The following is a 19,249-nucleotide window of genomic DNA, read 5'->3' on the forward strand; positions in this document are numbered from 1 at the left end:
GCGGGCGACTACGACGTCGAACTCACCGTCACCGACGACGACGGCGCCACCGACACGGCGACCCAGACGGTCTCCGTCAGCGACGCGCCCGACCCGGCGAGCTTCCAGGTCTCGGCCCTGAACGTCGAGTCGTCGGTCACGCAGGGCGACGACGCCGCCGTGACCGCGACCGTCGAGAACGCGGGCGACGAGTCCGACACGCAGACCGTCACGCTCGCCGTCGACGGGGGCGAGGTCGACAGCGAGTCGGTCACGCTCGACGGCGACGCGAGCCAGCAGGTGAACTTCACCGCCGCCACCGCCGGTCTCACGGTGGGCGATCACGACGTGACCGTCTCGACCGACGACGACAGCGCGTCGACGGCGTTCGAAGTGACGGCGGACGAGCCGGAGAATCAGCCGCCGACGGCCGACGCCGGTGACGACCAGACGGTCGCCGAGGGCGACTCGGTCACGCTCGACGCGAGCGGGTCGAGCGACGCCGACGGCGACGGTCTGTCGTACGACTGGACGCAGACCGGCGGCACGGACGTCACGCTGAGCGACGCCTCCTCGGCGACGCCGTCGTTCGCGGCGCCCGACGTCGACGGCGACGAGACGCTCGCCTTCGAGGTCGAGGTCTCCGACGGCGCGGCGACCGATGCCGACGCCGTGGCCGTCACGGTCGAGGACGCAGACGACGCGGCGCCGCCGACCGACGGGGCGTCCACCGCGGTCAGCCTCTCGCCCGAGAGCGAGCTCGTCGCCGTCGGCGACGCCGCCGAGTACGACGTCGTGGTCGAGAGCGCCGACGGCGGCGTCGGCGCGTACTCGATGACGGTCACCGTCGACGACCCGAGCGTGGCGTCGATCACGGGCGCCAACCTCTCGGGCGTCGAAAACGGGGGGCTCACCGATGTCCAGATCGCCGCGGACGGCTCCTCGGTGACGGTCGAGGCGGTTCTGATCGACACCGACGACAGCGGGAACGTGAGCCTCGGTACGGTCACCGTCGAGTCCGCGACCGAGGGGTCCACGAACGTCTCGCTCGACGTCTCCGAGCTCGGCGACGAGGCCGGGAGTACGTACGAGGTGACCGGCACGTCCGGCGCCACGCTCGAGGCGTCCACTCTCGTCGTCGGCGACTCCGAGAATCCGGCGCAGGACCTGGACGGTGACGGTGACTTCGAGGACGTCAACGGCGACGGCACCGTCGACGTGCTCGACGTCCAGACGCTGTTCGCCGACCGGGACGGCGCGGCCGTCCAGAACGCCCCGCAGGCGTTCGACTTCAACGGGGACGGCGAGTTCACACTCGTCGACATCCAGCTGCTGTTCGCACAGGAGACGGAGTGAACACACCGATGACGAGCATCGACACCCCGACGGCGCCCGCGACGGCGGCCCTGCTCGGGCTGCTGCTGCTGACCGCGGCGACGGCCCCGGCCGCCGCGGCGACGGACACCTCGGTGCGACTCGCCGCGGCCGAGGAGCCGACGGCCGTCGGCGAGACGACGACGGTCGCCGTCGTGGTCGAGAGCGCCGACGGCGGTGTCGGCGCGTACGACCTGACGGTCGCCGTCGAGGGCCCGGACGTGGCGTCGGTCGTCGACGTTGCGGTCGCCGGAGGTCCCGGAGCCCGCGACGTCGAGATCGCCCCGGACGGCTCGAACGCGTCCGTCCGCGCGGCGCTGATGGACACGGACGACGCGGGCGAGGTGACGGTCGCGACCGTGACCGTCAGGGGCGAGTCGGTCGGCTCCGCCGACCTCGCCGTCTCCGTCGAGACGCTCGGCGACGAGCGGGGCCGGGCGTACGCGGTGACCGGCGACGGCGGACGACTCGGATCCCGGTGACGACGCCTCCGATGCGACGGCGGACGGCCCGGAGCCCGGCGACGGCGGAGCGGACGCGTCCGGCGACGACGGCGAGTCGGGGGCGTCCGACTCGGGAACCGGATCGAAGTCCGACTCGGACGGTAATGCTGAGAGCGGTTCCGGGTCCGGTGCCGGGACGACCGAGACGGATCCGGGGTCCGACGCGGACGCCAGCGCGGGCGGCTCGACGTCCCCGGTCCGGCCGGTAGAGCCCGGCGCCGTCTCGGCGCCCGCCGCGTCGCTGCTGCTCGCGGCCTTGGCGCTGATCGTCGGCACCATCTACCTACGACGGCGGCGTTAACGGTCCGAATCGGTCGCCGGACCGCTTTCCGTTCCTTCGCCCCGACGAAGCCGCGTTCGGTCCGGCTCGTCGCCCGATCGGACGCGGCCGGAGCCCCGTCGCTCGCCGTCTCCTATTATCGCGCGGACGTTTCAGCGGTGAGAAACGAAGTCGATGACTGGGTGGGATCGATGCGGAAATCCCGATGATAATTCGTTCAAATTATCAGAGATATAACTCATTTATCCACCTCTCCGTTACCGGTTTTTCACCACTCAATGAGCACGTCACTGTCGAGCGGCGTCCAGCGCGCCTTTCTGCGCTATCAGCACGTCTTCGTGTTCCTCGCTCCGCTCCTGTTCGTCGCAGGGGTGTACGCCTTCGCGCCGACCCCGGCCGACGCCGGGGCTGGCTACTGGACCGAGTACTGGTGGCTGTTCATCGCGTTCGCCACCGGCGCCACCGTCGTCAACACCGTCGGGATCAGCGGGTCGGCGCTGTTCGTGCCGTTCCTCATCTTCGTGTTCCCGCTCGTCGCGTATCCCTTAGAGCCGACGACGCTGATGAAGATCGGGCTCATCAGCGAGTCGTTCGGCCTGTCGAGCTCATCGCTCGCCTTCATCCAGTACGGGCTCGTCGACCGGCGGCTCTCGCTGTCGCTCGTGTTGGGGGGTATCCCCTTCGTGGTCGGCGGAGCGCTCCTCTCCTTCGTCATCCCCGAACCGCTGTTCCACGCCCTGTTGGGGATCGCGCTGCTGGCGGCCGCGTATCTGCTTTTCAAGGCTAACCTGGGTCACGACGAGCCGACCGGGGGCGGAGACGGCGAGGAGATCGCGACGGACGGCGGATCGTCCCGAGACCTCCCCGACGACGACAACAAGCTCGGGCCCGCGGGCGTCGACACCGACGAGTCCGGCACCGTCACCCGCGTCGACCGCGACGGCGACGACTACACCTACTCCCGGGGCGGCTACCTCGAACGGTTCCTCAACTACAGTGTCGGCGGCGTGTTCCAGGGGCTCGCCGGCTTCGGCATCGGCGAACTCGGGATCATCTCGATGCTCCGCACGCAGGTGCCGGTCCGCGTCGCCATCGGCACGAACCATATTGTCGTCGCGACGACGGCCGTGCTGGCCTCGGTGGTTCACGTGTTCGGCGGCGGCCTCGTCGGCGGTCACACGATGGACTTGGCGACGACGCCGTGGAACATGGTCGTCTGGACCGTCCCGGCGACGACGCTCGGCGGCCAGATCGCGCCGTACGTCTCGACGGCGCTGAACACCCAGACGATCAAGGCGGGCGTGGGCGGACTGTTCGCGGTCATCGCCGTCGCGCTGTTCGCGATGGCCGGCGGCGGGATCTGACGCCGCGACGGTCCGTCCCGGCCGACCGCCTCGCCGCCGGCGTCAGGTTCTTTCCCGTGTCGCCCGGACCGTAACTCGATGACGAATACCATGCGAGCCGCGGTCGTGCCGGAGCCCGGTGCCGAGTTCGAACTCGTCGAGCGCGAGGTCCCGGAGCCCGGCCCCGGCGAGGTCCGGGTCGCGGTCGAGGCGTGCGGGATCTGCCGCAGCGACGAGTTCGTCGTCGAGGGGTCGTACCCCGGCGTGAGCTACCCGCGCGTCCCCGGCCACGAGATCGCCGGGACGGTCGACGCGGTCGGCGACGACGTCGACGCGTGGGCGGCGGGCGAGCGCGTCGGCGCCGGCTGGCACGGCGGCCACTGTTTCACCTGTGACCCGTGTCGCCGCGGCCAGTTCCTCCAGTGCGAGAACGCCGAGATTACCGGTCTGACCTTCGACGGCGGGTACGCCGAGTACGCGACGGTCCCCGCCGAGGCGCTGGCGGCGATCCCGGACGACCTCGACGCGGTCGACGCCGCGCCGCTGCTTTGCGCCGGGATCACCACCTACAACGCCCTGCGAAACTCCGACGCCCGCGCCGGCGACCTCGTCGCGGTCGTCGGCGTCGGCGGCCTCGGCCACCTCGGGGTCCAGTACGCCCACGCGGCCGGCTACGAGACGGTCGCGGTCTCGCGCAGCCCCGACAAGGAGCCGCTCGCGAAAGAGCTCGGGGCCGACCACTTCGTGAACGCCGCCGAGGCGGACCCGGCCGAACGGCTCCGAGAGCTCGGCGGCGCGAGCGTCGTCCTCACGACCGCGCCCGCGAGCGACGCCATCGAGTCGGTCGTGGGCGGGCTGGGCGTCGACGGCTCCGTGATAATCGCCGGCATCCCCGGCGAGCCGGTGTCGGTCGACGCGCAGCAGCTCGTCGGGGCCCGCGGCGCGGTCGAGGGGTGGGGGTCGGGCCACGCCCGCGACTCGCAGGACACGCTGGAGTTCAGCGCGCTCCGTGACATCACGCCCGAGATAGAGACGTTCGCGCTCGATGACGTCGCCGCGGCGTACGACCGCATGGCCGAGAACGAGGCCCGGTTCCGGGTCGTCTTGGAGCCGTAGGCGCCGTCTCCGTGCGGTCGGTTCGGTCCCCGCGGATCGCCGGACCCGCCGCGCTTTTGTGCGAGCCGCTCGCAGCCGCGGTATGCGCGCAGCCGTATTCAACGCCCCCGGCGAGATCGACGTGGAAGAGCGACCGCGCCCCGAGATCGAGGCTCCGACGGACGCGATCGTCCGCGTGACCCACACCGCGGTCTGCGGCTCGGACCTCTGGTTCTACCGCGGCGACAGCGACCGCGACGCGGGCTCGCCCGTCGGCCACGAACCGATGGGGATCGTCGAGGAAGTCGGCGACGACGTGACCTCCGTCGATCCCGGCGACCGCGTGCTCGCGCCCTTCGCCATCTCCTGCGGCGAGTGCGAGTTCTGCCGGAAGGGGCTCCACACCTCCTGCGAGAACGGCGATTCGTGGGGCGGCGACAACGGCGGCGGGCAGGGGGAGTACGTCCGCTCGACCCACGCTGACGGTACGCTCGTCCGCGTCCCCGACCGCCACGCCGACGACGAGGACACGCTCCGCTCGCTGCTCCCGCTGACCGACGTCATGGGCACCGGCCACCACGCGGCCGTCAGCGCGGGCGTCGAAGAGGGGTCGACCGTGGCCGTCATCGGGGACGGCGCGGTCGGGCTCTGCGGCGTCCTCGCGGCCCGCCGCCTCGGTGCGGAGCGCATTATCGCCGTCGGCCACCACGAGGACCGTCTCGAACTCGCCGAAGAGTTCGGCGCCACGGAAACCGTCTCCGAACGCGGCGAGGCCGCCGTCGAGCGGATTCGAGAGCTGACCTACGGCGGCCCGAACCACGTGATGGAGTGCGTCGGCGCCGCGAGCGCGATGAACACCGCCATCGACGCCGTCCGCCCCGGCGGCACGATCGGCTACGTCGGCGTCCCGTACGGCGTCGAGGAGGAGGGGCTCGACGTGTTCGGCATGTTCGGTCAGAACGTGACGCTCGCGGGCGGAGCCGCCCCCGTCCGCGCCTACGCCGAGGAGCTGATGGCCGACGTGCTTCAGGGGACGCTCGACCCCGCGCCCATCTTCACCGAAACGGTCGGCCTCGACGAGGTCGCTGAAGGGTACCGCATGATGGACGAGCGCGAGGCGATCAAGGTGCTGGTGAAGCCCCACGGCGACGCGTAGGCGGCCGCGAAACCGGATTTCCGATCTACGTCTGCCCGACTCGGTTTTTAAGCGGTGGCGCGTGCCTGCGAGCGGCCGCCCCCGGCGGCCGCGAGACAGCACGCGCGAGGGAGTCGGTGGTCCGGAGCGAAGCGGAGGACCACCGACGAGGCTGGGGAGGCGTGAGGTGCTGTGCTGTCGCGGTCGGGTGGGACTCAAAGGGGCAGTCGCGAGGCGACCGTAGGCGACGCAAGCACCGCAAGGAGTGAGCGGAGCGAACGACTGAGGAGCGCAGCGAGCGTACGGTCGCCTCGCGGCTGGGGCTTTGGAGGTGTTGGTCGCCGATCCACAGTCGCTCATTCTCAAGTAAAAGACTGGGGCTTTGGCGGTGTTGGCCGTCGATCCACAATCACCTATTTATAAGCGAATGGCTGAGGTTCGGCCGTGTTCATCGCCGAGGTGTAGTCGCTCATTTATAAGCGAGCGGTCGTGGATTCCGCAGCCGTCGCCGGGCGGGTAGCCGCCGATGGGTATTCGGACGCACCGCATACAGAACCGCTCAAACGTTCGTTTCCGGGGGTATCGGCGTAACCTTTAGTACGCTTAAATCCTTGTTATCTGTTGTCATGTGCCACCATTACGACGAGGCGCGCACGTGGACGGAGGTCAAGGCGCGTCACCGGTCCGAGGAGGCGGACGAACTCGACGAGGCACCCGATGTCGACGCGGTCGACGAGCCGGTAGTCGACGAACCGACGGGCGAGACGGAGGAGCCCGAGCCCCCGGCGGAGCCGCGCGCCCCGGCCGACGACTGACGCGGTCGGGCACGACCCCGCCTCGAACCCCGACGTTTCTTTCGCCCGCTCCGCGCCGAAGAGCGGCGCCGCCTTGCGCTCTCGTCCCGCAGACCACACCTTTACAACCGCATTTCATCAACGCCAGTCCGTGCCTCCCTCCGCTCGAACGCTCGCGATCCTCGCCCTCCTCGTCGTCGGCCTCGGACTCAGCTTCGCCTTCCACGCGACGGCGGGCGACACGCAGATCACTTACGAGGCCACAGCCGTCGAACCCGGCGAAGACCCGGCCCCGGTCGCGGACGCGTCGCGCAACGTCACCGACCTCAACGAGCGGCTCTCGGACACCGCCGACCAGTACCGGGAGCCGGTCCGGACCGCCGCCGCGACCGGGTCCTTCGAGGGGTCGCTCTCGCCGGAGTTGGACATCGCGCTCGACGACGCCGACTCGCCGTACGTCGCGTACGACGGGAGCTACTACGAGTGGTCGCTGTCGACGCGCGGCGACACGACGAACGCGACGATCGAGATGCGTGAGACCGACCCCGAGACGGTGTTCGACGCCGTCGCGCGCCCCGCGGCCGAGGCGTCGCCCGGCGTGCGGACCGCCATCGACGAGGGGGCTGCGACGAACGCGACCATCCGGTCGGGACTGTACCGGCAGGACGGGGCGTACTACGCCGTCGCGGTCGAAAGCGAGGCGGCCGTCTTCGCGCAGGTCGCTGGCGCCGCCCTCGGCTTTGCCCTCACGCCGGTCGGGCGCGGGTACACGGCGGTCGCGCTCGGACTGCTCGCGTACCGCTACCGAGAGCCGACGCGCGACCGCCTCCTCACCCCGCGCCGGGCCGCCGTGGTCGCCGCGCTCGCGCTCCCGGTCGCGCTCGTCGGCACCGCCGTGTTCGAGAGCGGGTCGCCCTCCCGGTTCGTCACCGGGCCCGCGAGCGCGGCCGTCGTCGCCACCGGCGTCGTCGCCGGCGCGCTCGTCGCCCGGCAGCGGTGGCTCGTGCTCGCCGGCGTGACGGTTGGGGTCGGACTGCTCGCCACGGCGGCGATCGCGGGCGCGCTCGGGGTCGTCGGGCTGGTCTTCGGGCCGTTCGCGGTGCTTTTCGGCGTCGTCACCGGTCTCGTGCCGTTCGGCTACGGCTACTGGTTCGCGCGGCCCGCCCCGAACGCGTAGGCTCGGGCAGCCCGCGGTGCCGGTCTCGTGATAGATCGCGGGGGCGACTCATCTATCGCGGCTCGACTTAGTCGCGGAGCAGGTAGCGGAACGCGCGCAGGTGGTTCGACCCGCTCTCGGTGACGGAAAGGTACTGGTACTTGGAGTGTTCCTCGACCTCGACGAACCCGCGGCTCACGAGCGGCTCGACGACGTGCGTGTTGAGTCGCCGGTAGTACCCGCGGTCCGGGTTCTGAACCCCCTCGGTGTCGTAGCGCTCGACGAAGGGGAGGCTTTCCTGGCGGCCGTAGTCGATGAGGTCTCTCTTGGTGACTGGCTGGTTCCGTTCGACGTACGCGAGGACGGCGACGCGTTCGGCATTCGGCTCCTCGATCGGGTACTTCGGGAGTGTCTTCGGTGGCTTCGCGCCCGAGGCCACCGGCCGCTCCTCGCCGCCCGCGTACTCCTCCGCGTGGACGTAGTACGGGATCGCGCCGGTGACCATACAGGCGATCATCCCGCCGATCGCGGTCACCTTCGACCCCGACGCGAGGTTCACGTAGACGTTGTGATCACGGAGGCGGTTCGAGATTTCGGCGATCGTCCCGAGCGAACTGAAGAGGTTGAAGATGTCGCACTCGACGGTCTCGGTCCGGATCCCCCCGTCTTGGATTCGTTGGCGGGCCGTCTCGTGGTACGACGGTCGGTCGACACCCTCCTGATCGGCGTCGGGTTCGAGGAGGATGACCTCGTCGGCGTTCCCGTCGACGACCGGACGGACGATCCGGTCCAACTCGTATCCCAGCGGAACAATGTGAACGCGTTTCGGGACGTCGAGATCGCTCATGTATCAGCTAATTATCGGGACGATATTGACGATTATGATCACATTGTCGTTTATTTTGTCTGTGTTAACGTAATATCTATCCGATCGAGGGCGTTGTTTCCGATCGCCGACGGGGCTCCCCGCAGACGTGTGTTCTCCCCTCCACCCGACTGACACAGGTCGGCGTTCCGTCGGTCTCCCCCTTCGGCCCTCCCCCTGTCCGATCATAGCCGGTTTCATCGCTTGAGACCTCGTCGGCGAACGCAGTATTGCTCTCACGGTCACCCGACCCCCATCCGACCGCAACGACCCAATCGAGACCGCCGAGGCGGCCGGACCCTCTGAGCCGGCAGGTGCCCGGTCTCGATCGCATCGGACTCTTCGTTTTCGAACCCGCCGCCGAACCGCCCGCGCCCGCTCAGAGCGGCTCGATCAGCTCGACGACGTGTCCGTCGGGGTCCTTCACGAAGGCGACCCGCGCGCCGGCCTCCGGGTGGTCGGTCGGCGCCTCCCTGACGCCGTGGTGATCGATCTCCTCGAACGCCGCGTCCACGTCGTCGACGCCGACGGCGACGTGGTCGTAGCGGTCGCCGTCCGCGCTCGGCGCCTCGCCGGCCGTGTCCGACAGCTGGAACTCGACGCCGCCCTCGTCGGCGACGTACACGTTGCGGGTGTCGCCGTCCGCGGTCGTGAACTCCCACGACCGCTCGAACCCGAGCTCGTCGACGTACCAGTCAGCGGTCCGGTCCGCGTCCGCCACGTTCAGGCAGGTGTGGAGAATCTCCATGTGTCGGCGTCGCGCGGTAGCGGCATAAATCCCGACCGGCGACTCCCGCGCGCCCGACGACTGGCGGCTCGCCCGAGCAATGATGTCGCTGGCGCCCCTCGCGTCCGTATGGACCGCAACGCGGTGCGCCGCGCGTGGGACGCGGTCGCCGAGACGTACGCCGCTCGCCGCGACCCCGACGGCTCGGACGCGGCGCTGATCGACGACCTGTGCGACGCGCTGGCCACCGACCCCGCAACCGGCGACCGCGACCCGCTCGTCCTCGACGTGGGCTGCGGCGACGGCGCCCGCACGCTTGCGAACCTCCCGCCGAGCAGCGTCGGGCTCGACGTCTCCCGCCGCGGGCTGGAGCTCGCGGCCGACACCGTCCCGGACGCGCGACTCGTCCACGGCGAGATGTCGGCGCTCCCGTTCGCGGCCGACCGCTTCGACGCGGTCACGGCGTACCACGCGGTGTTTCACGTCGAGCGCGAGCGCCACCCCGCGGTGTACGCCGAGTTCACGCGCGTCCTCCGGCCCGGCGGTCGGCTCCTGATGACCCTGCCGAGCGGCCGCTTCGAGACGGTCCGCCGCGGCTGGATGGGCGGCGAGATGTTCTTCTCCGCGCCCGGCCGCGAGCGCACCCTCGACCAGCTCCGCGCGGCGGGGTTCGCCGACGTCGAGACGCGGACCGCCACCGACCCGCTCGGGAGCAGCACGGAGTTCGCGTTCGCGAGGCTGGCTGGCGAGGGCGAAGAGGGCCGAACGCGGCCGTGACCGACCCCGACGAGGTCCCCCACGACGTGCGGGCGAGCCTCGACCAGCTGCTCGCGGAGGCGCGGGCGGCCGCCGAGCGCGGCGACGCCGACACCGCGCGCGCCCTGCTCGACACGGCCGAGACGGTGGCGACCAAAAAGCTCCCGTCCGGCGAGCGGCGCGACCGGGTCCGGTGGGGCTGCGCGGCCGCGCTCGACGCCCTCCCGAACGGCGACCTCGCGGCCGCGTACGCGACGGCGACCGCGGACGCCGTCGCCGAGCCGAACCCCTGACTCCTTCGCCGAGCCGAACCCCTGACTTTTGTCTCCGGAGCGCCTCTCTTGGCGCATGCGCGTCGCCTCCCTCCTCCCCTCCGCCACGGAGACGCTGTTCGCGCTCGGCGTCGAGCCGGTCGGCGTCTCCCACAGCTGCGACCACCCGCCGGCGGCCCGCGACCTGCCGACGCTGACGGGGACGGTCGTCGACCACGCGGACCGCTCGGCGGCCGACATCGACGAGCAGATGCGCGAGGTCGACGGTGCCGTCTACGACCTCGACGAGGCGCGGCTCGCGGACCTGGAGCCGGACCTGCTCGTCACGCAGGCCACCTGCGACATCTGCGCGGTCGACGCGAGCGAGGTCCGCGCGGCCGCCGCGCGGCTCGACCCCGAGCCCGAGGTGCTCGCCTTGGATCCTCACTCCTTCGCGGACGCGCTCGACGATGTGGAACGGATCGGCGAGGCGGTCGGCGCGGAGGCGGCGGCGAGCGACCTCCGGGCCGATCTCCGTGAGCGCGTCGACGCGGTCCGCGAGCGCGCCGAGCGAGCGGTCGCCGCCGAAGGGCGTCCCCGGGTCGCCGTCCTCGACTGGACCGAGCCGCCGATCCGCGCGGGCCACTGGGTGCGGGACATGGTCGAGATCGCCGGCGGCGACCCCTCGTTCCAGCCGGACGGCCCCTCCGAGCCGGTGGCGTGGGCGGACGTGCGCGAGTGCGACCCCGAAGCGCTCGTCGTCGCGCCCTGTGGGTTCGACCGGGACCGCGCCGTCGACGCGGTCGACGATCTCTCCGCTCGTCCGGGGTTCGAAGACCTCTCCGCCGTCGCGGCCGACCGCGCCTACGCGGTCGACGGCAACGGGCTGTTCAACCGGCCGAGCCACCGGCTCGTCGACTCGCTGGAGGCGCTTTTCGCCTGCCTCCATCCAGACCACGCCGCGACGACGCCCGCCGCGCACGACCGGGTCGCGCGCGTCGAGCGCGCGTCGGGGACCTCAGTGCGCGCCGACGGCGGGTGACGCCGACCGCGGGCCGACGGTTCGGGTTCCGTCGACGCCCTTCGCGGTCATCGCTACCGAGGCCGCTCCTCCTCGTCGGCGAGCTGTATTCCCCGCGCAACGACGTACATCAACACGATACCGGTGCCGACGGCGAGAATAAACTGCGTTACGACGACGAGGAACCCGCCGAGTATCGAGTTTCCGGCGACCAGCAGCGTGAGCAGGAACACGAGCAGCGCCAGCCCCCCGAACAACACGATGAGTCCGGCGAGCGGGAAGACCTCTGCTCGGATCCGTCGCAGATCCAGTTCCCCCGATTCTTGGTCGACAAACGGCGGTAACGACATGTAAATGATGTCTACACGCGAGGTTATCAACTCCCGGATCGCTCACATGGACAGCGAGCCCACGGAGGCCCGCTCTCCCGTGTTTGCGCCCCGATGCGGCACGCGCCGGGCGAACCCGCGGAGCCGTCGGTCTCGGCGCGGACGGTCAGTTCTCGGCGCGGTCGCGCAGCCCCGACAGCGTCGTCGCCTCCCCGAGGTCCGCGACCGTACAGTACCACGCGCCGCGCACGCCGTTCAGGTCGTTCTCGACCGGGCGCTCCAGCGGGACGAGGTCGTCGAACTCGAAGACGACGACGACACGCTCCTCGGAGAACGGGTCGATGAGCGCCGCCCAGTCGGCCTCGTCCATCGGTCCCGATTCGCCCCGCGTCTGCTCGGTCCGAGCGGTGATGCGGGCGTAGTGTGTGACTGCGGACACCGGCGCGGTGCGGTAGAAGGCCATGTAGTCGAACTCGGCGCGGGTGCGGTCGTACGAGCGCGGCGCGGGATAAAAGCCCGCGCGGCAGCGCTCGAACGTCTCTTCCTGCGTCGCGACGACGCAGACGCGGGCGTCTCCGGGCGCGTCGTCCTCGGGGACGTCCGCCGCGAACCGATCGAGGTCCACACGCGGGATCGCCGCCGAGCGCGGATATATCCGCCGGCAGCCCGTACGACGGGGCGATGGCACGGAGCGCGACGAGCGCGCGCGGTGGTCCCCGCGAGCGCGACGAGACGGACGCGGCACGCGACGCGGCGGCGCCCGACGACCAGTCCGGCCCGCCGGCCCTCGCGGTCGAGGGGCTCACGAAGCGGTTCGGCGAGGGCGACGACGCGGTCGTCGCGGTCGACGACGTGAGCCTCACCGTCGAGCGCGGGTCGGTTGTCGGCCTGCTCGGCCCGAACGGCGCGGGCAAGACGACGCTGATCAAGTGCGCCTTAGGGATCGTGGTTCCCGACGCGGGGTCGGTCCGAGTGTTCGGAAACGACGTGCGCGACGGCCGGCGAGCCGCCTACGCCGACGTGGACGCGATGCTGGAGGGCGCGCGCAACGACTACTGGCGGCTCACGGTCCGCGAGAACCTGCGCTACTTCGCGACGATCAGCGGGGTCGACCCCGACTCGGTGGCGGCGCGCCACGACCGGCTGCTCGACCGCCTCGATCTGGCCGACAAGGCGGACACGCCGGTCCGCGACCTCTCGCGGGGGATGAAACAGAAGGTGTCGCTGGCGAGCGTGCTCGCGGGCGGCGCCGAACTCGTGTTCCTCGACGAGCCCACGCTCGGGCTCGACGTCGAGAGCGCGCGGACGCTCCGGGCGGAGCTCCGCCGGCTCGCGGCCGAGGAGGGGCTCACCATCGTCGTCAGCAGTCACGACATGACGACGATCGAGGCGGTGTGCGACCGCGTCGTGATGCTGTCGAACGGGCGGATCGTCGCCGACGACACGGTCGAGGCGCTGCTCGGCGCGGCCGCGAGCGACGCGGTTCGCGTGGCGAGCCCGGACCTCACGCCGGCGGTTGTCGACGGGCTGCGCGAGGAATTCGAGGTCGCCGGAGTCGACCGCGACGCGACCCCGCCCGCGGTGACGGTCGCGGCGGGCGGCGACCGGATCTACGACCTGACCGACGCGCTGCGGACCGCGGGGGTCACCGTCTCGGACATCCGGACGGTCGAGCCCGACCTCGAAGAGGTGTTCTTAGAACGCACCGGCACCGGGTTCGGTGCTGCCGGCCCAGAGTCCGGGGGTGAGGGTTCGTGAGTGGCGACGCGTCCGCGGGATCGGCGTCGACGGCGGAATCGACCGCCGACGGCGCGCCCGGTGACGCGACGCCCGTCGACGACGAGGGCGCGTCCGACACCCCCTCGGCCGTCGACGGCGAGCCGCGCCCGGCCACCTATTACCACCTCGCGCGGGCGGTGCTGTACCGGGAGTTCCTCATCTTCGTGCGGTACCCGGCCAACGCGATCGGGGGGATCGTCGTGTCGCTGTTCTTCTTCGCCGCGCTGTTCCTCGGCGGCCAGCTGCTCGCGGGGCAGGCGCTGGCGGACTCGATCGAGGGGATCGTCGTCGGCTACTTCCTGTGGACGCTGTCGGTGGGCGCGTACTCGTCGGTGTCGAACGACATCGGCAGCGAGGTGCAGTGGGGCACCCTCGAACGCCACATCACCACCCCGTTCGGCTTCGCGCCCGTCGCGCTGCTGAAGGGTGTCGCGAAGGTGGTTCGGACGTTCATCACCAGCGCGGTGATCCTCGCGGTGATGCTCCTCGCGACCGGCACGCGGCTCAGCCTCGCGCCGGTGACGGTGGTCGTCGTCGCCGGCCTGTCGATCGTCTCGGTGCTCGGACTCGGCTTCGCCGCGGGCGGCGTGACGGTGCTGTACAAGCGGATCGGCAACTGGCTCAACCTGCTCCAGTTCGGGTTCGTCGGGCTGATCTCGGCGCCCGTCTTCGACCTCCCGTGGACGCGCGTGCTCCCCTTAGCGCACGGCAGCGCCATGCTCCAGCGCGTGATGGTCGACGGCGTGCGGCTGTGGGAGTTCCCGCTCGCCGACCTGGCGCTGCTCGTCGCGGTCGCGGTCGGCTACCTGGTCAGCGGCTACCTCGTCTTCCAGCTGGCGACCCGGCGGGCGCGGCGGCTCGGCGTGCTCGGCGACTACTGACTCACGGGTCGCATCGCCGCGCTCGGCGGCCTCAGCGGAATTCCGACGCGGCGTGCGTCACGCGGACGCGGTCGACTCCGACTCGTCGCCGCGGGGCAGCCCGAACTCGACTTCGATCCGAACCGTCTCGTAGGGCACATACGGCCGCTTCGCGCGGCCGTCCGCCTCGAAGTGGACGATGTCGTAGTCGGCCAAAAGCGACAGGTCGTCGTGGACGACGTGGACGTCTCGGTCGAGCCGGTCCGCCAGCGCGCGGATGCTCTCGGGCGGTCGTTCCATCACCGCCTCCAGCAGCTCCATCCGGCGGTCCGTGAGCAGCTGGCGGAGCCGCGCACGGTCCTCGAAGTTGACCACGTGCGGGACTGCCTCGCCGTCCTCCCAGCGCTCGGCGCGCTCGATCGCCGCCGTCTGTGCCTGTTCCGCCGGTAGCGACGTGATACGGAGCGTCGACGGGTACTCGGCGTCGCTCGGGTCCGGTGTAAATTCGTCGTGGGTGGGGTCGGTATCAGTCGGTTCGTCGGTCATGGATCTCGTTTACCTCGGATTGGAAGTCGTCGATCAGGTCCGCGAGACCGGTGAAGTCCAGTTTCGTGACTTCTCCAGTGTGCGTGTGCCGATGGTGTCGCCCGACGTCTCGGTGGTGCGGCGCGTTGTCGTACCGGAGTAGCGTGTCGCCGTCGGCGTCCATGTCCTGGAAACTGTACTTCACGCCCTCCGGGTACTCCTCGCTTTCCGGGACCTGCCACGCGATCATCTCATACCGACTGCCGTCCGATTTCTCGGACTCTTCCCGGTACACGACCGTAGCGGGCATCTGTCTCGTATGTTGTGATACGAACTCAACAATGTTAACGCTTATTGTTGTGTTTCGACCACAACGACGATCGCGGACATCGCCGTCGCCGCAGGGTTGTAGTCAGAATCACCGCACGGTGTTCGCCGCGCTTTCTATCGGTCCTCGTCCGGCTCCGCGGCGAGCGCCTCGTCGCGGAGTTCGCGGCAGCGCTCGCCCGTGATCTCCAGTTCGGGGACTGGCGTCGGGTTCCCGTCCGCGTTGACGGCGACGAACACGAAGTACGACTCGGTGGTGAGCTCGCGCTCGCCCGTGCGGGGCGACTCCCGGTACGCGCGGATCCGCGTCCGGAGGCTCGTGCGCCCGACCGCGTACACGTACGACTCGATGACGCAGGTGTCGCCCTGCGGGACGGGCCGCTTGAAGTCGAGCCCGTTGATCTTGGCCGTGACGCAGGTCTCGCCGGCGGCGCGCATCGCCGACATCGCGCCGATCTCGTCCATCCACTTGACGACGTTCCCCCCGTGTGCGGAGGCGTAGTTGTTCGTGTGGGTGGGTTGGACGCGCTGGCGGTTCTCGATGTACGTGTCGCTGACGCTCGGCATGGTCGACCGTCGCGCGGCCGCGGGAAAAACACCGGTCCTCGGGCCGGAAAGTCCCCGCGCCGGGCGTCCCGGAGGGCCCGAGCTCACCTCGGCGGCCCCGCGGCCCAGCCGAATTATCGTTTCGTGTAATTCGGCCTTTACTCCTAAATAGGGTAGTTTTCTTCGGACGAATAACGGATGATGAACGCGATTACCGCGCGGTACGGTCGGCGGGTCGGCGCGGCCGTCCTCCTGACGCTCGCCGTGACGCTCGGCTTCGTCGCCCTCTTCGCGGGACACGTGGCGACGGTCGGGACGGCGGCGGCCGCGACGGCGGCGCTGACGTCGGTCGGCGTCGTCGTCACGCTGAACCTCGGACTGCTGGGCATCGTGCTGGTCGGCAACGTCGCGGTCGAGCTGCGGCGGCTGACGGAGACGGCCGAGGCGGTCGGGCGCGGCGAGTTCGACGCGCGCGCCACGTCCGACCGCGGCGACGAGATCGGGCGCCTGTTCGACGCCTTCGACGAGACGCGGCGGTCGCTGCGGGACGCGGTCGCCGAGTCCGAACGGGCCCAGAGCGAGGCGGAGACGGCCCGCGCGGAGGCCGAGGAGCTGTCGGACACCCTCATCGAGCGCGCCGAGGAGATCGGCGGCGCCATGGAGGACGCCGCCGAAGGCGACCTCACGCGGCGGCTCGACGCGGACGGCGAGGTCGACGCGATCCAGCGTATCACGGCGGCGTACAACGAGATGACCGGCGGGCTCGCGACGACGATCGAGGACATCCAATCGTTCGCGGGCGACGTCGAGGCGACCAGCGAGGAGATGGCCGCTGAGGCCGACGAGGTCGCGGGGCTGAACCGGGAGGTGGCCGACGAGATGCGCGAGCTGGCCGACGAGCTAGACGAGCAGACCGAGCGGTTACGGGAGACGGCCAACGACACCGACGACTTCTCGGCGACCGTCGAGGAGATCGCGTCGACGACCGACGAGGTGGCGGGCGACGCGAGCGCCGCGGCCGAACTCGGCGCGGAGGGCGAGGAGCGGGCGACCGAGGCGGTCGAGGCGATCGTCGCGATCGGCGACCTGCTCGAGGAGCTCGACGACCTCGTGGCCGGTCTCGACGACCGGATGGACGGCGTCGCGGAGACGACAGACGTGATCGCGGATATCGCCGAGCAGACCAACATCCTCGCGCTGAACGCCTCGATCGAGGCGTCGCGAGCGGGCGGCGACGGCGACGGGTTCGCGGTCGTCGCCGACGAGGTGAAGGGGCTCGCCGAGGAGACGCGCGAGTCGACGACGGAGATCGAGGCGACGATCGGCGAGGTGACCGAGGACGTCTCCGCGGTCGCGGGCGAGATGGACCGGACGATGACGGAGCTCGACGAGACGACGTCGGCGGTGCGCGCCGCGGGCGACGCGATCGAGGAGCTCACCGGCACGGTCGAGGACGTCGACGTCGCGATGGGCGACATCGCGCGGGCGACCGACGAGGGCGCCGAGGGGATCGAGTCGGTCGCGGCGCGCGTCGAGGCAGTCCACGGCTCCGCCACCGACGCCGCCGACCGCGCGCGCTCGCTCGCGGAGACCGCGGACGAGACGGCCGAGACGGTGGGCGACCTCGCGGAGACCGCGACGGCGCTATCGGAGCGCACCGCGTCGCTCACCGAGCGGCTCGCCCAGTTCGAAACGCGGGCGGACGCGGACGGTACCGGCGGAGGGGTCGCGGCCGCCGCGAGCCCGGTCGCCGGCGACGCGGAGGTGAGCGCCGATGATTGAGCCGTCGACGGTTCGGTTCGCCTCCGCGGGGATCTACGCCGTCTCAGCGGTCGTGCTGCTCGCGCTGGCGCGGCGCAAGCCGGCCGACCTCCGGCGGTACTGCTACCCGTTCGTCGCGGTCGTCGCGGTCGCGGGCGTCGGGATCGCGAGCTGGGGCGCCGGGATCGGGACGTTCGAGGTCGGCACCGGGACGCTTGAGGCCGGTCAGCTGCTCACCGACTACGTGGCGTACCCCTTCCTGTTCGGGTTCGCGGCGTTCGTCGCGGGAGTGAGCCGGCGGTACGTCGGGGGGATCGTCGCGATCACCGTCGTGATGCGGGTCGGGTACGACTTCGCGGAGGTGTTCGCGGGCCCGCTCGCGACGGCGGGCACCCTCGGAATCCTCGCCGGCTACGTGACGCTCGTCGGGCTGTTCTTCGGGCCGGTGGCGAGCGCGGCGGCGCGGCAGGCGCCCGAACGGGAGCTGTTTTATAAGAAGACGCGGAACCTCGCGCTGTTCGCGTTCGGCGTGCTGATCGCGTGGGCGATGCTCCAGATCGCCGGGCTGTTCGATCAGTTCACCGCGACGGTGACCTTAGAGTATCTCGATCTCCTGCTCCGGGTCGGGTTCGCGGGCTTCGTGTTCGCGAACGTGGAGACGCTGGCGGCGGAGGCGGGGTCTGGGGGCGACGCCGGTACCGACACGGGTCTGTCGGCGTCTCACACGGCGGCGGGAACAGGCGCCGACTGAGTCGACGGGACTCTCATTTCACGCGAATCCGCTGCTACGTCGGCCGACCAGGCTAAATAGTTCGCCGACACCAGAATTATATAGTCGCTGCCGCTACTGACGAGTATGCCTGCCGACGAGCCCGGCGAGGAGTTCGGACTCGCCGAGGGGTTCAGCGCGGACCTCGACGCTAAGCCCGCCGACGAGCGCGTGTACCGGGTCGCGCTCCAGTTGTACGAGCCGGCGGGCGTGTCGACAATCGCTGAGCGCGCCTCGTGCGCCCCGGACACCGCTCGGCGGCACCTCAAGCGGCTGGCCGACATCGGCGTCGTCGAACGCGTCTCGGAGTCGCCGCTCACGTTCGCCCGCAACGAGTCGTACTTCGAGTGGCGTCTTCGGAATCGGCTCGAAGCCCTGCCACGCGACGAGCTTCACGAGAGGCTCGCCGAGCTCACCGAGCGCGAGTCCGCGTTCCGGGAGCGCTTCGACGCCGAGTCACCGACCGACGTGGACGCGTTCGACCACGCGGAGTACGACGACGTCGAGACGGTGTGGCTCGCGTTGAGCGAGTGGCACACCGTCAGGGAACGGATCGACCGGCTGGAGGCGGTCCGCCGCGATCGCGGTTCGGACTCGTTTCGTGAGGAGAACGCCGCGTGACCGGTCTTGACCGGTCGCGATCCGTCGACGAGGCGACGCTTCGCTATCTCGCTCGGGCGTTCGGTCGACGGGACGAGGTGCGCCAGACGTCGCTGTTCCCGTCGAACAAGCTGGAAAGCCTTGTCGTCACGCTCGACGTCGAGTACTATCCCGAGTCAGTCGACGGCGTCTCGCTCGAAGTTCGCGCGTACACGAACGGTGACTTTCACGTCTCGTACCACGGGATGCGCGCCGGCGACCGGCAGCAGTGTCGATGGGACCGCCACGACCAGCCGCACAACACGCGGGACCACTTCCATCCGCTGCCGGACGCCGAGACGACAGCCGCGGTCGACCGGGGGTACGCGACGGACCTCACGCGTGTCATCGAGGGGACTGTGCTGCCGTGGGTCGACGAGCGGGTCGGCGAGCTGTGGGAGTCGGGCACGATCTAATTATGTGGGCGATAATATT

23 protein-coding genes are annotated in these 19,249 nt (G+C 70.5%); 16 read left to right on the forward strand and 7 right to left on the reverse strand.

The window, feature by feature from the left end:
* The 7 genes from B378_RS0102140 to B378_RS0102170 form a co-directional block, all read left to right on the forward strand.
* Nucleotides 1–1,335: PKD domain-containing protein (locus B378_RS0102140; protein WP_026046148.1), on the forward strand; the 1,335-nt coding region annotated here is incomplete at its 5' end.
* 8 nt (nt 1,336–1,343) lie between these two features.
* Nucleotides 1,344–1,835, forward strand: a complete 492-nt coding sequence (locus tag B378_RS15735) for a hypothetical protein (RefSeq protein WP_017342184.1) — start codon at nt 1,344–1,346, stop codon at nt 1,833–1,835.
* A 579-nt stretch (nt 1,836–2,414) separates the two neighbouring features.
* Nucleotides 2,415–3,500 carry a sulfite exporter TauE/SafE family protein gene (locus B378_RS0102150; protein WP_017342185.1) on the forward strand — a complete coding sequence of 362 codons (1,086 nt, stop codon included), beginning with the start codon at nt 2,415–2,417 and terminating at the stop codon, nt 3,498–3,500.
* A gap of 90 nt (nt 3,501–3,590) precedes the next feature.
* Nucleotides 3,591–4,595 (forward strand): alcohol dehydrogenase, encoded by a 1,005-nt coding sequence (locus tag B378_RS0102155; protein ID WP_026046149.1) that lies wholly within the window; start codon nt 3,591–3,593, stop codon nt 4,593–4,595.
* Nucleotides 4,596–4,677: 82 nt separating this feature from the next.
* A complete protein-coding gene (locus B378_RS0102160) occupies nt 4,678–5,730 on the forward strand; it encodes a zinc-dependent alcohol dehydrogenase family protein (RefSeq protein WP_017342187.1) in 1,053 nt (350 codons plus the stop codon).
* A gap of 605 nt (nt 5,731–6,335) precedes the next feature.
* The gene (locus B378_RS0102165) at nt 6,336–6,524 is read left to right on the forward strand and encodes a hypothetical protein (RefSeq protein ID WP_017342188.1); all 189 of its coding nucleotides are present in this window, start codon (nt 6,336–6,338) and stop codon (nt 6,522–6,524) included.
* A gap of 130 nt (nt 6,525–6,654) precedes the next feature.
* The gene (locus B378_RS0102170) at nt 6,655–7,680 is read left to right on the forward strand and encodes a hypothetical protein (RefSeq protein ID WP_017342189.1); all 1,026 of its coding nucleotides are present in this window, start codon (nt 6,655–6,657) and stop codon (nt 7,678–7,680) included.
* A gap of 67 nt (nt 7,681–7,747) precedes the next feature.
* On the opposite strand, the gene B378_RS0102175 is transcribed toward B378_RS0102170, so the two are convergent.
* Nucleotides 7,748–8,506, reverse strand: a complete 759-nt coding sequence (locus B378_RS0102175) for a DUF6293 family protein (RefSeq protein WP_017342190.1) — start codon at nt 8,504–8,506, stop codon at nt 7,748–7,750.
* Between the two features lie 397 nt (nt 8,507–8,903).
* Nucleotides 8,904–9,272 (reverse strand): VOC family protein, encoded by a 369-nt coding sequence (locus B378_RS0102180; protein ID WP_017342191.1) that lies wholly within the window; start codon nt 9,270–9,272, stop codon nt 8,904–8,906.
* Nucleotides 9,273–9,380: 108 nt separating this feature from the next.
* Here B378_RS0102180 and B378_RS0102185 point away from each other — a divergent pair, with 108 nt between their 5' ends.
* From B378_RS0102185 to B378_RS0102195, 3 genes are read left to right on the forward strand one after another with little or no spacing between them, the layout of a single operon-like run.
* Complete coding sequence (locus tag B378_RS0102185; RefSeq protein WP_017342192.1) at nt 9,381–10,028, forward strand: class I SAM-dependent methyltransferase; 648 nt, start codon at nt 9,381–9,383, stop codon at nt 10,026–10,028.
* A complete protein-coding gene (locus B378_RS0102190; RefSeq protein ID WP_017342193.1) occupies nt 10,025–10,300 on the forward strand; it encodes a hypothetical protein in 276 nt (91 codons plus the stop codon). The genes B378_RS0102185 and B378_RS0102190 overlap by 4 nt, the downstream gene beginning before the upstream one ends.
* A 55-nt stretch (nt 10,301–10,355) precedes the next feature.
* Nucleotides 10,356–11,300, forward strand: coding sequence for an ABC transporter substrate-binding protein (locus B378_RS0102195; protein ID WP_017342194.1), 945 nt, complete (start codon nt 10,356–10,358; stop codon nt 11,298–11,300).
* A gap of 53 nt (nt 11,301–11,353) precedes the next feature.
* Here the strand turns inward: B378_RS0102195 and B378_RS0102200 are convergent, their stop codons facing one another.
* Together B378_RS0102200 and B378_RS0102205 are read right to left on the reverse strand one after the other, a co-directional pair.
* Complete coding sequence (locus tag B378_RS0102200; protein WP_017342195.1) at nt 11,354–11,629, reverse strand: hypothetical protein; 276 nt, start codon at nt 11,627–11,629, stop codon at nt 11,354–11,356.
* Between the two features lie 145 nt (nt 11,630–11,774).
* A complete protein-coding gene (locus tag B378_RS0102205) occupies nt 11,775–12,233 on the reverse strand; it encodes a hypothetical protein (RefSeq protein WP_017342196.1) in 459 nt (152 codons plus the stop codon).
* Nucleotides 12,234–12,289: 56 nt separating this feature from the next.
* Between B378_RS0102205 and B378_RS0102210 the strand changes: the two genes are divergently transcribed.
* Nucleotides 12,290–13,366, forward strand: a complete 1,077-nt coding sequence (locus B378_RS0102210) for an ABC transporter ATP-binding protein (protein ID WP_017342197.1) — start codon at nt 12,290–12,292, stop codon at nt 13,364–13,366.
* Nucleotides 13,363–14,268 (forward strand): ABC transporter permease, encoded by a 906-nt coding sequence (locus B378_RS0102215; protein WP_017342198.1) that lies wholly within the window; start codon nt 13,363–13,365, stop codon nt 14,266–14,268. Before B378_RS0102210 ends, B378_RS0102215 begins: the two co-directional genes overlap by 4 nt.
* 57 nt (nt 14,269–14,325) lie before the next feature.
* Here the strand turns inward: B378_RS0102215 and B378_RS0102220 are convergent, their stop codons facing one another.
* The 3 genes from B378_RS0102220 to B378_RS0102230 form a co-directional block, all read right to left on the reverse strand.
* Nucleotides 14,326–14,793 (reverse strand): sugar metabolism cluster protein, encoded by a 468-nt coding sequence (locus B378_RS0102220; protein ID WP_017342199.1) that lies wholly within the window; start codon nt 14,791–14,793, stop codon nt 14,326–14,328.
* Nucleotides 14,774–15,082, reverse strand: a complete 309-nt coding sequence (locus tag B378_RS0102225) for a DUF6516 family protein (protein WP_017342200.1) — start codon at nt 15,080–15,082, stop codon at nt 14,774–14,776. The genes B378_RS0102220 and B378_RS0102225 overlap by 20 nt, the downstream gene beginning before the upstream one ends.
* A 134-nt stretch (nt 15,083–15,216) precedes the next feature.
* Nucleotides 15,217–15,666, reverse strand: coding sequence for an acyl-CoA thioesterase (locus tag B378_RS0102230; RefSeq protein ID WP_017342201.1), 450 nt, complete (start codon nt 15,664–15,666; stop codon nt 15,217–15,219).
* 177 nt (nt 15,667–15,843) lie between these two features.
* On the opposite strand from B378_RS0102230, the gene B378_RS0102235 reads away from it, so the two are divergent.
* From B378_RS0102235 to B378_RS0102250, 4 genes are all read left to right on the forward strand, one after another.
* Entirely contained in the window at nt 15,844–17,427 is a 1,584-nt protein-coding gene (locus B378_RS0102235; protein WP_017342202.1) for a methyl-accepting chemotaxis protein, read from the forward strand.
* Nucleotides 17,420–18,157 carry a bacteriorhodopsin gene (locus B378_RS0102240; protein WP_017342203.1) on the forward strand — a complete coding sequence of 246 codons (738 nt, stop codon included), beginning with the start codon at nt 17,420–17,422 and terminating at the stop codon, nt 18,155–18,157. The genes B378_RS0102235 and B378_RS0102240 overlap by 8 nt, the downstream gene beginning before the upstream one ends.
* Nucleotides 18,158–18,262: 105 nt before the next feature.
* Nucleotides 18,263–18,796 (forward strand): helix-turn-helix transcriptional regulator, encoded by a 534-nt coding sequence (locus tag B378_RS0102245; protein ID WP_017342204.1) that lies wholly within the window; start codon nt 18,263–18,265, stop codon nt 18,794–18,796.
* Nucleotides 18,793–19,230: a hypothetical protein gene (locus B378_RS0102250; protein WP_017342205.1), complete on the forward strand. Its 438-nt coding sequence runs from the start codon at nt 18,793–18,795 to the stop codon at nt 19,228–19,230. The genes B378_RS0102245 and B378_RS0102250 overlap by 4 nt, the downstream gene beginning before the upstream one ends.
* The last annotated feature ends 19 nt before the right edge of the window (nt 19,231–19,249 follow it).

The organism is Halorubrum sp. T3, assembly GCF_000296615.1.
Taxonomy (GTDB): domain Archaea; phylum Halobacteriota; class Halobacteria; order Halobacteriales; family Haloferacaceae; genus Halorubrum; species Halorubrum ruber.

Coding starts and splice junctions, on each gene's coding strand:
- B378_RS0102195 (WP_017342194.1), top strand. CDS start 10,356: ATGCGCGTCGCCTCCCTCCTCCCCTCCGCCACGGAGACGCTGTTCGCG.
- B378_RS0102155 (WP_026046149.1), top strand. CDS start 3,591: ATGCGAGCCGCGGTCGTGCCGGAGCCCGGTGCCGAGTTCGAACTCGTC.
- B378_RS0102225 (WP_017342200.1), bottom strand. CDS start 15,082: ATGCCCGCTACGGTCGTGTACCGGGAAGAGTCCGAGAAATCGGACGGC.
- B378_RS0102180 (WP_017342191.1), bottom strand. CDS start 9,272: ATGGAGATTCTCCACACCTGCCTGAACGTGGCGGACGCGGACCGGACC.
- B378_RS0102150 (WP_017342185.1), top strand. CDS start 2,415: ATGAGCACGTCACTGTCGAGCGGCGTCCAGCGCGCCTTTCTGCGCTAT.
- B378_RS0102160 (WP_017342187.1), top strand. CDS start 4,678: ATGCGCGCAGCCGTATTCAACGCCCCCGGCGAGATCGACGTGGAAGAG.
- B378_RS15735 (WP_017342184.1), top strand. CDS start 1,344: ATGACGAGCATCGACACCCCGACGGCGCCCGCGACGGCGGCCCTGCTC.
- B378_RS0102235 (WP_017342202.1), top strand. CDS start 15,844: ATGATGAACGCGATTACCGCGCGGTACGGTCGGCGGGTCGGCGCGGCC.
- B378_RS0102175 (WP_017342190.1), bottom strand. CDS start 8,506: ATGAGCGATCTCGACGTCCCGAAACGCGTTCACATTGTTCCGCTGGGA.
- B378_RS0102230 (WP_017342201.1), bottom strand. CDS start 15,666: ATGCCGAGCGTCAGCGACACGTACATCGAGAACCGCCAGCGCGTCCAA.
- B378_RS0102210 (WP_017342197.1), top strand. CDS start 12,290: ATGGCACGGAGCGCGACGAGCGCGCGCGGTGGTCCCCGCGAGCGCGAC.
- B378_RS0102185 (WP_017342192.1), top strand. CDS start 9,381: ATGGACCGCAACGCGGTGCGCCGCGCGTGGGACGCGGTCGCCGAGACG.
- B378_RS0102240 (WP_017342203.1), top strand. CDS start 17,420: ATGATTGAGCCGTCGACGGTTCGGTTCGCCTCCGCGGGGATCTACGCC.
- B378_RS0102245 (WP_017342204.1), top strand. CDS start 18,263: ATGCCTGCCGACGAGCCCGGCGAGGAGTTCGGACTCGCCGAGGGGTTC.
- B378_RS0102165 (WP_017342188.1), top strand. CDS start 6,336: ATGTGCCACCATTACGACGAGGCGCGCACGTGGACGGAGGTCAAGGCG.
- B378_RS0102200 (WP_017342195.1), bottom strand. CDS start 11,629: ATGTCGTTACCGCCGTTTGTCGACCAAGAATCGGGGGAACTGGATCTG.
- B378_RS0102220 (WP_017342199.1), bottom strand. CDS start 14,793: ATGACCGACGAACCGACTGATACCGACCCCACCCACGACGAATTTACA.